Origin of the sequence: Salinispira pacifica (assembly GCF_000507245.1) — a bacterium.
Lineage (GTDB): Bacteria > Spirochaetota > Spirochaetia > DSM-27196 > Salinispiraceae > Salinispira > Salinispira pacifica.
The window spans coordinates 2,416,629-2,428,918 of the sequence record NC_023035.1 but is presented as its reverse complement, the minus strand read 5'-3'; the positions used below and the strand labels follow the sequence as shown (position 1 = coordinate 2,428,918).

Below are 12,290 nucleotides of genomic sequence, written 5' to 3'. Positions count from 1 at the left end.
GCAACTATACCCGGATCATCTCCTCTGGACAAGATCGGCAGAGATAAGCATTTCCATCGAAATGGCCGGCACATTCCAGCCTTTGATGCTGCGGGAAGTGCGTTCAGCTTTCTGTTGAACCGCTTCAATCGCCAGCTGGGCCAGATGCACTGTGCTTCGCTGAAAACGGATATCCGGCAGCCCGGGCAGACCGGACTTCGGTATCCGGGGGAAATCGGCGGTCGCCTTCACACCCGCCGGTTCTGCGGGAGCTTCCCCGGCGATAGATGTTTCTCCGTACAGGGTGAAAATCGGCAGAAAAGCCTTGCTGCATTCCCATCCGCCGGCGGTTTCGGGTTTCCATTCATGAATTAGAGCATCCATACGGGGGATATTTCCCGTATCAAGCTGCAGCTCAATACCGTATAACCTGAGATCTCCCAGGACGGCTTGGGACAATGGATCGGGTACACTCGGTATGTTCCTGAGAGCGGGGGAGTGAAAACGTCCTGCAGTTCTGTCCCGATGAAAAATCCCGGGTTCCGATTCACGGGAAGGGTTTTGAAGCCAAAAGGGAGTTGAAAACAGTTGTGTGTCGGCCTCCCCGGGCATGGGGTTGCTATCGGCGGGAACGGATGCGCCGACTGCATCGGCGGCGCCGCCCGCATCGGTGGAAACCGCTGTTTCAACGGGGTTGAGACCATAAAGGAAAAACCAGGGCGGGAGGGAGAATATCTGAAAATTCAGCTCCGGTGTTGACCGCCCGATTCGTGAAACGCTCTCATCGCTGCCGTTAAAGGGACCGGCTTCCCTGTCGTCGAACTGCCGGCCGCTTTCATGGTCATTGTCATCGTTATTGGTATTGTTACTGGCACCGTCGCTGGCACCGGCACTTTCAGCGCCAATGTCATTGTCCGGCCCCTGGCTTTCTGAAAGAATCCGGCTTTGGAGAGCTTTGCGGTAAGTAAGAATGCGCTGCTGAACCGGGAGCGGCGGCTCCAGCCAGATTCCAAATGTGGTTTGCATGCTGAATATTTCCTGTGCTATACTGATCAAAATCAGCATACATCAGAGGGTAGGCGTTGTGAAGCGGAAGATCGATCAGACTGTAGAGAAAATTGTGGATGTTGTTTCCTCATGGAGCTGCTGTCACACCATCACCCTCATGGAAAATGAACGGGATTTTTACGACCCCTATTTTTTTGTTAGTCTCGATATCTACTATGAAGATGAAATTCCTTCAGCAGAGAAACGGGCGGAAGCTTTTGTCTTTGCCGGCGGGTTTGAGACTGCAGGCCTGAATCGAAAAGACAGGTTTCTTGTGGATGAAATCCCTGTAAGGCTTGAATACAAGAATCTGGACCGTTTCGACACGCTTCTCAATGATTCTCTGGAAAGCTCCGCAAGCCTTCGGGATTCGGGAACCTATATGTTTTACCGGATGATGGAGTCGGAAATACTCTATGCCAAGTCAGACTGGCTGGTGGAAGCCAGGAAGAGCCTTGAGCACCTTGATGATCGGTTTTGGAATCTTATTAAACAAAATGCCAGGGCTCGGATGGAGCATTATTTCGGAGATGTTTCCGCAGCGGTAATGCAGAAGGATGAACTGTTCTTCACGATTTCCGCCGGAGGCTTTGTCAAAAATGTCTGTGGTGTGCTTTTTGCCGCCAATAAGGTGTTCGAACCTTCTCCCCGGCTGCTTCTGGAACGTCTCAGCGATCTGAAATCGGTACCCGATGATTTTCAGGGGCTTCTGGAGAGTTTTATCCGTCATAACGATACATCTCTTACCCGGAAAAAAGAAATTGCCGGATTACTTGCCAAACGGATTATTCAACTCTAATATTCTTGCATGAACATTTCACGATACTCGATATTCCTGAGCGCCCTGCTTCTGCTGTTCTCTTCATGCAGTGGGGAGCCCATGCCCGTCCTCGATTCCGAAGGCGAACAGATACAGAATTTCCGGCTGAAAAGCACAGATGAACAACTGACTCTCGATTTTTCTCCGCCCCTTGAGATCACTCCCGAACGGCAGGTTCTCCAGCTAGACATGAGCCTCCCCGACGCTGACCTGCTGGCCGAAGTTTCCGAACCCGACGGCGATGAGCCGGCCCGCCGGATTCCCGTCTCCATCCCCCGGGGGATGAGCAGCGGGAGAACCGTATTGGAATACCAGCTTTCGGCGGAGGGGCTTTCTGAAATTTCGCAAATCGTGTTGCGGAAACATGCAGATGGCCCGGAATCAACAGCGGAATCATCTGCAGAATCATCCCCTGCTCGATCCGGACAAGAAGATTCTCCGTTTACCAGCCTGCTGGCCTTCCGGCTGCTCGACGATTTCAGCGCTCTGGAAATCGATGATTACCGGATCCGGATGCCCTGGTATCTGTCGTATAATCAACGGCTTCTCACGATGGATGGTGCTCCCGCCACCGGTACGGAAACAGGTGCCGGGCCCGCTTTGAACGTGTATCAGGAAGCGGAGATCAGTTCGCTGATGGACGACTTTCCATTGCTGGATTATGTGCCGGTGATCCGTCTGGGATACGAGTACAGGAAACCGGAAGCGGGAATGCCCGTCCGGGGATTTCAGGAAGATGAAGAAGCACGGGAGTTCGCCGACCCTCTTCCGCCCCTTGCCAGGGTGGACCTTTTTTCCGGAGAATCCGGTGCAGCGCCCTTCCAGAGCTTTGAACTGCGGCTGCGGCCGGGGCAGCAATCTGTCTATCTGTATCCTGAAATGTTCAGCCAGGATATTTCCGCCATCCGCTTCACACACGATTCTGTCCACGGCAGAATGCGCGCCCTGGAACTTCTGAGCATCCCCAGAAGCCCAACAGTGGAGAGTCCGGGGCCGCTTCCTCCGCCTCTGCCCATGGACCTTGGCATGATTATGAATTACTCACGGGGGCTGTGGAGAAACCCTGAAATGGAGCTGTACAGTTGGAATCTTTTCCCCCAGGTTCTCATCATTGATTTCCGGGATTATGAACTCCAGGCACGCTATCTGAAACGCCTGGCATATTTTGTTGAAAAGGAAGGGTTCCGGGGAGAACTGCTTACCAATGCTCAACTCGCAGGCCGGCACGGCTGGAACGCCCACAATTATCACCCCAGAGATCTGTCTCGCTTTTACAACCGCGCCGCCGATGAGGGGTTCCCGCTGAATGAGGAGGAACTCAATCTTCTTGAGCTATTGCTTCAACGGGGAATCCTGACGGAGAACGGGGGCGAGTACCTGGAAGGTGAGGGGCAGATTATTTCCATAACCGACCATCCTCTGCAGACCGAAGCTGCCCGCCGGTTGTTTCTGAACCATGAGGCCCTCCATGGGATGTTCTACAACTTTCCTGAATTCAGGGAGCTGAGTACCCAATTGTGGAACGGCATGGAGGAAAGCAGTCGGGAGTACCTTGAGTATTATTTTTCGTATGTGGGATATGATCCTGAAGACAGTTATCTGATGATTAATGAGTTTCAGGCATACATGCTCCAGCAGGATATTGTAAATCTCCGCTGGATGGTCCAGTCCAGAATGGCGCCCCGGATACTCAGAAGGTTTCCCGCACTGGAAAACTTCGTATACGGCAATAACGTGGATACCGGATGGGAAGCTCTCAGAGCCGGAGAAGCGCTTCAGACCCTCATCTATCAGAATTACGGGCTTACTGCCGGAGACCTGTTCGGATTGGTGCCCTGGGAGGGCGATGCGGAGCTTTAAATGCTGTACATCATTGCCGACTGCTGGCTCTGCATCTCCAGAAGGAGGTCTTCAAGACTTCTGTCGAGAAAGTCCCTGATCCGGTTTTCCAGCGCATTCCAGAAAAATCCCAATGCGTTTCCCTGACGCTGTTCGGGCAGCACCTCAAGCTGCCCCTCAAGAAGGCTGAGCACCTCCAGCAGCTGTATCCGGGACGGGTGGCGGGCAAGGGCGTAGCCGCCCTGTGCTCCCCGAAAGCTTTCCACAACCCCTGATTTTTTTAGAATTACCAGGATCTGCTCCAGGTAGTGCTGGGGGATGCCATGGGCGGAAGCAATGTCTTTGATCTGCTTCGGCCCCTGCTGATAATTGAGGGCAAGTTCTATGAGGGCGGACAGTCCGTACACCCCCCGGGCTGTGACGGTAAACATAGACCTATAGTATCCTGAATTATCCCTTCTATCAAATGGAGCTGAACAGTTTTTCCGGGAAATCGGCAAAATCCTCCCGGGAAAGAATCCGCTTCTCAACATCACGGCCCAGTCTTAACCGGTAATGATCCCGAAAGGCCCGGACTGCAACCCCCTCAGGGAATTCCAGAATGACGTTTCCTTCGCAATGATCACATCCGCTGCAGTGTTCAATCTCCTGACCCAGAGAGCTCAGTGCATGGCGGCGCCGGCATCCGCCTGCCGGAAAAAAGTCCATGCCGGTCTCCTGGAAAAGGAGGGAGCAGGCCGCGTTCCCGTCCCTGCCGGCTCTCCCGCTTTCCTGCAGGAAATCCTCCATGTTTTCCGGCGGGCTGAGATGCACGCAGCATCGGATACCGGGAATATCAACCCCCGTGCCGAATGCTTTGGTGGTGAACAGGATTCCCCGCCTCTCTGCAGCAAAATCGTTTTCTATCTGTTTTCTCGTATCCCTATCCAGACCGGCATGATAGTAGCCGCAGCTGATGTTGTGAATTCCCCAGATGTTCAGCCAGATTTCCGTCTTGCGGGCCAGGTCTTCACAAATCTTCCGGGTTTTTCCGAAAACCAGCATGGGCAGGTTCAGTTCGTCGGCAGCATTCTGCTGCTCAGCGAGAAAACCCCAGGACGGGTCGAAACGTTGACGCAGGAACAGGCGCAGCGCAGTGGGGGCGTGTAGGCAGGGAACTACCCGATACCTGATGTTGGGTCTGTCGCTGAGCATCTCCACATAATCCCAGTCAGCCGAACTCCAGAGAAGTGTGCCCAGAATGTGTCTGTCATCAGGACTGATTGTTGCAGTGAACACGGCGGTGAGAGGGTTTTCCAGGTGACGCTTGAGCTGAATGAGATGGAACAGGGACGGGCGGAAGCTTGTGCCCCATTGAAGAATCAGATGTCCCTCATCCACCACCAGAAGGCGGATGCTGACAGTCTCCAGGGCCTGAAGCATTCCGGGGCTGAAAGCGCTCTCGCAGTTGCTGATGATCACCCCTTTTTGCATCTTCCCGATCTTCTCTAATGAAGCGCTTCGTTCCTCAGTGGTCATTCCCCCGTAGTAGAGCTCCGCAGGTACACCGGCCCGCCGGAATCTGGCCTGCTGATCCCTGAGCAGTGCATTCAGAGGGTATAATATCAATGTAACTCCGTCAATTCGGGCGGCTGGGGCCATGAAGCACAGGCTCTTTCCGCTTCCGGTGGGCAGGCTCACCAGAATACCGTTTCGGGTTTCTGCCATTCCTGCCTCGCCGAAGTAACCGGTTCCCGCCAAAAGATAGTCGATGCACAGCTTCTGATGGGGATAGAGGTAATCAAGCCCCCAGTTGCGGCAAATTGATGAGAATATCCGTTCTTTCAGCCCCTGCGCCTCTTCCCTCACATACATAACACCGGAGAAATATGCGCCGCTGCTTTGAATTGAAGGATAATGAGTCTGCGGGTGGTGTTCAGGATAATGAATTGCCGATCACTCCGGGGTTGTACCAGGTACTGCTTTGGGAAGGGAAAAGGCGAATACGCTTCCCTGACTGCTGCTTCGCTCAAGCCACAGCTTCCCGCCGTTGGCGTGGACGAAATCCCTGCAGAGATGAAGGCCGAGGCCGCTGCCTTTTTCAAATTCAGTACCCGGGGTGGTATGATAGTTACCCAGCTTGAAAAGGGTTTCGGTGTTTTCTACACCGCTGCCGCTGTCCCGGACAAAGACGCGGTACTCCTGCCGCCCGTCCGTCATTCCGGCCATTCCGCCGATACCGATCTCACCGCCCCTGGGAGTAAACTTCAATGCATTTGAAACAAGATTTCTCAGCACTATCTGGATCATGGTGCTGTCGGCCTCAACCTCTGAACCGAAATCCTCATCCACATGAAGATGAATTTCCTTATGATCTGCCATATGTCCCAATTCCTTGCACACCCTTCGGGCCGACTCCCGGATATTGTATATACGGGTATTCTTTTTCACCCCTTCAAATTGTGAACGTGCCCATTGGAGCAGGTTATCCATCATCAGCAGTTCCTGATGACTGGCGTTGTACAGAATGGTAATGAACTCATCCCGTTCCTCTTCACTTAATGCGGATCCGGAGCTTTTCAACACATCCAGCGTACCGATTATGGAATTGAAAGGACTGCGCAAATCATGGGCGATGATGGTAAACAGCCGCTGTCTGAAGGACATTTCCTCTTCCAGCCGCTTTTTTGCCTGTCTCAATTCAAGATGTACATTCACCCGGGCCAAAAATTCTTCGGGGTGGAACGGTTTGGAGATGAAATCCACCCCGCCGGCTTGAAAGCTTTCAAGCATTCCCTGGGTGTCGGTCCGGGCGGAAAGAAATATGATTGGAATATCCGAACTGGGATGGTTCTCCCTGATTTTTCTGCTTACTTCATACCCATCCATGCCGGGCATCATGATATCCAAAACAATAAGATCGGGGATCTCATGTTCGACTATCTTCAGAGCTTCCTCCCCGCTCTGGGCGAAGGAAACGTCGTGTCCCTGATTGGAAAGCATCTTCCCTGCAAGCTGAAGATTTCTGGGTTCGTCATCCACCAGAAGGATCCAGGGATTTGACCTCTGTGTATGTACTTCTGCATGTACCGGTTCATTCATTCCGGTGGTCCCCCTGTTGCATAAACGCAGCCATCCATTGCTCAAACCGCTGAAGATCAGATTTCATCCCGGCTATATCGAAGGCATCCACGGCCTTTTTAAGCTCTCCAGCCAGGTTATACGCCCTGCTGTCAGGATATAAAGCGAAGACAGTTCTCAGTTCATCGGCAAATGTGAGGATTTCCTGGATGCTCATCTTATTTTGTGCATTTTTGAAAGACGGTTCAACCTCCTGAATCATGGCTTTCAGCCGATCCACGGGTATTTCCGTTTCCGGCAGCGGTTTATCAATATCGTTTGTATGCTGCTCCTCCCGGAGATCTGAATTACCGATCTCCCCTCCGGTTCTATCCTGCGGGTGGGAAGATTGCCCGCTGGAGAAATCGTAGTCGGCGGTTTGAACAAGGGATCTATGGGGCATGTTCTGGTAGAGCACCTGTAACAGGCTTTGACGGGAGAACGGCTTCATAAGAAACCCCTCCACCGAGAACATCTCACGCTGGCTGGTATGATCCCGGGGATCATCGCCGGAAAGCATAATTACTTTGGTAAATGCCATCTCCCTGGGATACCGTTCATTCAGCTCCTGCAGGCACTCCCAGCCGCTCATCCTGGGCATATTCACATCCATAAGCAGGATATCCGGCTGGAAATCGCCATAATCTTCCAAAGCCTTCAGCGGAGATCCTGAGATCCGGTGGGGGATTTGAAAGTTCTTCATGATGCTTGATAAAAGAAGCTGGTTGGACTCACTGTCATCCACACAAAGAACCGAGAATGCCTGCAGAGCTTCCGCCATCTCCGATTCGTTGGGCAGGGACCCCGGAGGTTCATCCAGTCTCCGCTCTCCAGCGTACTCCACGGGTACCTTAATATCGATGATCGTTCCGCCGTTTTCGGGAATCTGTGCAGAAAGACTTCCCTGGAGCAGGGAAACGAGTCTGGTGGCAATGCTCAATCCCAACCCTGGTCCGCCGTACTTCCGAACAGTTCCGCCTTCTGCCTGCCGGAACGGTGCAGTCATCACTTCCATGGTTGTTTCATCCATTCCGATACCCGCATCCTGAACCTCAATGCCCAGCATACCGGGATCAGAGGGGTGGTAGAAGCGGATTGCTACATCCCCCTCCTCGGTGAACTTAATGGAGTTGTCAATTATCCGCCGGAGAATCATAACCAGTTTTTCTCTGTCGCATGAGAGAAGTGTTCCAGGATGTATCATAGAGGCGATATTCAGCCCCAGCCCCTTTTGGGCAGCCTTGTGTCGGAATTCCATTTCCAATTCCTGCATCAGTGCAGAGAGGTTGAAATCCTGCCATTCCACTGGCATTCGGCCCGCTTCAATCTTGGAAAGGCTGAGTATATTGTCAAGCATTTCCAGCAATTGCCTGCCGCTGGCATAGACGGTGCTGAGATACTGATACTGGGCGGGGTTCTCAATTTCCCGCAACAGCAGTTCGGTGAAACCAAGGATGGCATTCATGGGTGTTCGAATTTCATGGCTCATGTTTGCAAGGAATTCACTCTTGCTTCTGCTGTATTCTTCAGCGCTGAGACGAGCCGTGTTTAATTCTTCCTCCCGTTCTTTTATCTGGGTGATATCCCTGTCAAGGCCGATAATCCGCCTGCAGCTGCCGTCATCGCTTCTCAGAGAACTGAGAGTTTCCTCAACCCAGCGGGTCGAACCGTCAACAGCCGCAATCCTGAACTCATGACTGGTCAGAGTCTGTTCACCCAATAACAGTGATTCATAGTTCTGCCAGATTTTGGACCTGTCTTCAGCATACACCGCCTCAAGAAGCTGGGAGAGAGAGGTGGGAGGTGAGCTGCCGGAAATATTTCTGATGCCGTAAAGTTTTCTGGAGATAAATAGCCGGCGGTTCTGATTATCCCAGTCAAAAAACCCGTTGTCACTTGCGGTGAGGGCAAGCTGCAGCCGTTCCCGGGTTTCCCGATATTCACCGATGAGATCGAGTTCGCTTCGTATATCCCTGATAATCAGGTATGCCCGCTGTATTTCCATGAGCGAGGGCAGGAATTCAATCTCCAGATACTGCTGCCGGCTGTCGGAGAGTATCAACCCCTTTGTTCTCTGGGTTTCGCTGTGAAGCTGAATGCTTCGTATGAATGAATCGATGGAGGGAAACTGATTGTTATTCATGGAAATACGGCAGGAGGGTATCGCGTCCACTGCCACCGGTACATGCTGGTAGCCAGAAGGATTTTCCGGCAGATCGAGCTGAAGAAGCTCAACCGCCCGTTGATTCCAGCTGATCATCTTCCGTGATTGCAGATCGCATCTGATAATACCGTCCATATGAAACTTCTGGTATTCAACCATCATGTTCAAATCCATCTGCCGCTGTTCACGATTAATCTGAAAACGGTATCCCAGGAACATGATCAGAATGCACAGTCCTCCCCCCAGTGCGATTGTGAGGAGAGATGTGGTGAAATACACCGGTCTGTTGAAGTCAGGTGCGAACACCCCATCACTGTCCCAGTGAATGAGAATGAGATCCTGTTCCAGAAGAAGCGAATTTGAGTGCAAACTGTCTGTCAAATCCCGTGCCTGAATTCTACCCATGCTCAACCAGCCGGGGTCCCGGTATTCTATCTGCTCTTCCCGGGTATCCAGAATGGCAAAATCATATACCGCCCTGGAAAACCATTTCATGGATGGGAATGGTTCCCGGCTGACTACTGAACCGGTGTCCGCATTGTAGAGGTACAGTTCAAGCTCGCTCATGAGCTGGATTATTCTGTGCAGATCCACTGTTTCCGATCGCCCTGAGCGCCGCAACTGGAGCAGGACCCTTCCTTCTTCCGTGAGCAGCCTGAGTGAAAGGGGCCGGTCGGCCTCTGACCGGAGGTCATCCCGCCGGTCCAAAGTATTGCGAACTACATCACCAAGATTATCGGTAATAATGCCGAAGCGCTCACGCACAGATCTGAGTTGGCCTTCTCTGATTGCATTGTAGCCGATTCTATGGGTGCTCAACAGGAAGATCATGGCGACAATAACAAAAATCAGGAAGACCGTTATTCCCTGATATGCGAAGCTCAACAGGATTTTTCTTTTTCTGCTTTTGGATATATTCATGGATGTACCGATATCCGAGTTTATCACACATCGAATTGAACTGGGGTGAAAACCGGCAATGAGTTGAGGAAATGTTCAGAAGGATCGGATCCGGGATTACATGCTGCGTAGCGGGCAATACATCTGTTGAATAAAATCGTCTGAGGAATACGGGAGCGACGGGACTTGAACCCGCGACCTCCGGCTTGACAGGCCGGCGTTCTAACCAAAACTGAACTACGCCCCCGGGAGTAGTGCATTACCGTTTCCGGTTCGCCAGAATATGTACGATTTAAAAAAAATTGTCAAGCTGCGCCGCTGGTGTTTTATACTGGTAACGAAAGCAATGAGCAGCATGGGTTCCTAATCCAAGGAGGATAAATATGTCTGCGAAAACGGGCCATTTCATGGGACTTCTCAGGGTTGAATTCGAGGATATGATGGAAGATGTAAGCGTACTTGAAACATTGAGCAAGGAACGGTTGAAGAACGCCGAAATCACCGATTATGTGTACAATGAAAACAACGTGGTCTTTGAGCAGGAGATTCAGGCGTTGAGGCATCTGGCCGGCATCCTGGAACAGCCCCGGTGGCAGCAAATCGAGAATCTGGACCAGCTCAATTTAGAGCTGAGAAACAGTCTCAAGGAAGCCATTGTTGAAAAATCCTATCCGCCGGTTGTTCAGGATCTGGTGAGCCGAAAGTTGGATAAGGTTCGCCAATTTGTACTTTCATGATCCAGCTCCATGGGGTATGATGGCCTCGCATGTATAAAAAAACATACTGCTGCCGGATCAGATTCTGACAATAGACTTTTTCTGACACCGATACGGACAGAGATGCGGATACCGACACGGCCAGAGATACCGACAGAGATACGGACAGAGATACGGACAGAGATACGGACAAAAAATACACTGGAAGGTGAATACAGCTTACCGGTAAACAATACGAGGAGCCCTGCATGATTGATGCTTTAAAAACGAGAGAACCGGCCATACTATGGGAGGAATTTTCCGCCATTTCACATATTCCCCGTTGTTCAAAATGCGAAGCCGACATTCTTGAATACATCGAGGCGGCCGCCCGTGAAAATGAGTATGAAATCCGCCGTGACAAGGTGGGCAACATGGTGGTGGTTCTCCCCCCGACTGAGGGGTGCGAACAACTGCCGGGAATTGTAGTGCAGGGTCATGTTGATATGGTATGCGAACAAAACGAAGGTACCGGACACAATTTTGATACCGACCCGATCCGGCTGAAAGTTGACGGAGACTGGCTTACTGCAGACGGTACCACACTTGGTGCCGACAACGGCATTGCCGTGGCCAGTATGCTGGCCCTGATCAAGGGCGATTTTCCCCATGGCAGTCTTGAACTTCTCTTTACCGTTGATGAGGAGACCGGTCTTACCGGAGCCACCGATCTCGATCCCTCAATTATCAAGCATAGAATCCTTATCAATCTGGACAGCGAAGAAGAGGGATATTTTTATATCGGCTGCGCCGGAGGAAAGGAGACCTTCGGTACCCTACCGTTGGAGTGGGAAAAGGCTCCTGCCAATCTTGCAAAGGGAAAAATCAGCATCACCGGGCTGAACGGCGGACATTCCGGTGCGGAAATCCATCGTGAACTGGGCAATTCGCTGGTATGTGCCACCAGAATTCTTCATGAACTCAAAGATCTTCCCATCAAACTGTATAACATGTACGGTGGCGACAAGCACAATGCCATTCCCAGGGAAGCGTTTATTGAATTCCTCATTGATGATGCCGCTGCAGACCGGCTGAACCGGATTGCTGCACGCTTCCAGGACATTTTCCGGGATGAGTTTGGTGAAACTGAGAAACATGTTCAGGTCAAAGCCGAGCTGCAGAGCAGCACAGAGGAAAATTATCCGGAGCGGGTTGTCAGCGCTGAATCCCTGGAGAAGCTGAGCAGCATGCTCTATACCATTCCACACGGCATCCAGAGCATGAGTCGCGCCATCCCGGGCCTGGTATCCACCAGCACCAACTTCGCATCCCTGAAGATTGAGGATTCGTCAGTAAAAATCCTCACCTCCCAGCGGTCAGATATCCGCAGCCAGGTCAGTGACATCTCCAACCGGGTTGCATCTTCCTTCCTCCTTGCCGGCGGAAGCGCCGAGTTCACACGGGAGTATCCCGGATGGCAGCCGGACCCGGATTCAGCTCTGCTTGAACACGCAGTAAATGCGTATTCAAAAAAAACCGGAAAGAAGCCGATAATAACATCGATTCATGCAGGCCTGGAATGTGGGGTAATTGGCGCAAAATGCGGAGGAATGGAAATGATATCCCTGGGACCGGATATCCGGGGGGCTCATACACCCGATGAACGGGTGCATATTTCCTCAGCAGAGCGGGTTTTTCAGTTTTTTCTGGAACTCCTCGTATCATTCTGAATATCCTGCGGTATGTT

Annotated in this window: 9 protein-coding genes and 1 tRNA gene; 4 read left to right on the top strand and 6 right to left on the bottom strand. The window is 51.9% G+C overall.

The window, feature by feature from the left end; all coding sequences use genetic code 11:
• Nucleotides 1-15 precede the first annotated feature (15 nt).
• Complete coding sequence (locus L21SP2_RS10695) at nucleotides 16-1,005, bottom strand: hypothetical protein (RefSeq protein ID WP_024268526.1); 990 nt, start codon at nucleotides 1,003-1,005, stop codon at nucleotides 16-18.
• A 58-nt stretch (nucleotides 1,006-1,063) separates the two neighbouring features.
• Between L21SP2_RS10695 and L21SP2_RS10690 the strand changes: the two genes are divergently transcribed.
• Nucleotides 1,064-1,825 (top strand): hypothetical protein, encoded by a 762-nt coding sequence (locus L21SP2_RS10690; RefSeq protein ID WP_041402820.1) that lies wholly within the window; start codon nucleotides 1,064-1,066, stop codon nucleotides 1,823-1,825.
• 9 nt (nucleotides 1,826-1,834) lie between these two features.
• Nucleotides 1,835-3,706: a hypothetical protein gene (locus tag L21SP2_RS17330; RefSeq protein ID WP_053335678.1), complete on the top strand. Its 1,872-nt coding sequence runs from the start codon at nucleotides 1,835-1,837 to the stop codon at nucleotides 3,704-3,706.
• On the opposite strand, the gene L21SP2_RS10680 is transcribed toward L21SP2_RS17330, so the two are convergent.
• The 5 genes from L21SP2_RS10680 to L21SP2_RS10660 all read right to left on the bottom strand — a co-directional run bounded on the left by L21SP2_RS10680 (nucleotide 3,703) and on the right by L21SP2_RS10660 (nucleotide 10,095).
• Nucleotides 3,703-4,116, bottom strand: coding sequence for an RrF2 family transcriptional regulator (locus L21SP2_RS10680; RefSeq protein ID WP_024268523.1), 414 nt, complete (start codon nucleotides 4,114-4,116; stop codon nucleotides 3,703-3,705). The genes L21SP2_RS17330 and L21SP2_RS10680 overlap by 4 nt on opposite strands.
• A 31-nt stretch (nucleotides 4,117-4,147) precedes the next feature.
• Nucleotides 4,148-5,533, bottom strand: coding sequence for a helicase-related protein (locus L21SP2_RS10675; protein ID WP_169730468.1), 1,386 nt, complete (start codon nucleotides 5,531-5,533; stop codon nucleotides 4,148-4,150).
• Nucleotides 5,534-5,620: 87 nt separating this feature from the next.
• On the bottom strand, nucleotides 5,621-6,766 hold the full coding sequence (locus L21SP2_RS10670; RefSeq protein WP_024268521.1) for a hybrid sensor histidine kinase/response regulator: 1,146 nt from the start codon (nucleotides 6,764-6,766) through the stop codon (nucleotides 5,621-5,623).
• Nucleotides 6,759-9,869 (bottom strand): ATP-binding response regulator, encoded by a 3,111-nt coding sequence (locus tag L21SP2_RS10665; protein WP_024268520.1) that lies wholly within the window; start codon nucleotides 9,867-9,869, stop codon nucleotides 6,759-6,761. The genes L21SP2_RS10670 and L21SP2_RS10665 overlap by 8 nt, the downstream gene beginning before the upstream one ends.
• A gap of 150 nt (nucleotides 9,870-10,019) precedes the next feature.
• Nucleotides 10,020-10,095, bottom strand: a tRNA-Asp gene (locus tag L21SP2_RS10660).
• 136 nt (nucleotides 10,096-10,231) lie between these two features.
• On the opposite strand from L21SP2_RS10660, the gene L21SP2_RS10655 reads away from it, so the two are divergent.
• Both L21SP2_RS10655 and L21SP2_RS10650 read left to right on the top strand, forming a co-directional pair.
• Nucleotides 10,232-10,585, top strand: coding sequence for a hypothetical protein (locus L21SP2_RS10655; RefSeq protein ID WP_024268519.1), 354 nt, complete (start codon nucleotides 10,232-10,234; stop codon nucleotides 10,583-10,585).
• A gap of 227 nt (nucleotides 10,586-10,812) precedes the next feature.
• On the top strand, nucleotides 10,813-12,273 hold the full coding sequence (locus L21SP2_RS10650) for an aminoacyl-histidine dipeptidase (RefSeq protein ID WP_024268518.1): 1,461 nt from the start codon (nucleotides 10,813-10,815) through the stop codon (nucleotides 12,271-12,273).
• Nucleotides 12,274-12,290: the final 17 nt, after the last annotated feature.

Bases quoted from the DNA above. Each gene is read 5' to 3' on its own strand.
- L21SP2_RS10695 (WP_024268526.1), bottom strand. From the start codon at position 1,005: ATGCAAACCACATTTGGAATCTGGCTGGAGCCGCCGCTCCCGGTTCAG.
- L21SP2_RS17330 (WP_053335678.1), top strand. From the start codon at position 1,835: ATGAACATTTCACGATACTCGATATTCCTGAGCGCCCTGCTTCTGCTG.
- L21SP2_RS10680 (WP_024268523.1), bottom strand. From the start codon at position 4,116: ATGTTTACCGTCACAGCCCGGGGGGTGTACGGACTGTCCGCCCTCATA.
- L21SP2_RS10670 (WP_024268521.1), bottom strand. From the start codon at position 6,766: ATGAATGAACCGGTACATGCAGAAGTACATACACAGAGGTCAAATCCC.
- L21SP2_RS10665 (WP_024268520.1), bottom strand. From the start codon at position 9,869: ATGAATATATCCAAAAGCAGAAAAAGAAAAATCCTGTTGAGCTTCGCA.
- L21SP2_RS10655 (WP_024268519.1), top strand. From the start codon at position 10,232: ATGTCTGCGAAAACGGGCCATTTCATGGGACTTCTCAGGGTTGAATTC.
- L21SP2_RS10650 (WP_024268518.1), top strand. From the start codon at position 10,813: ATGATTGATGCTTTAAAAACGAGAGAACCGGCCATACTATGGGAGGAA.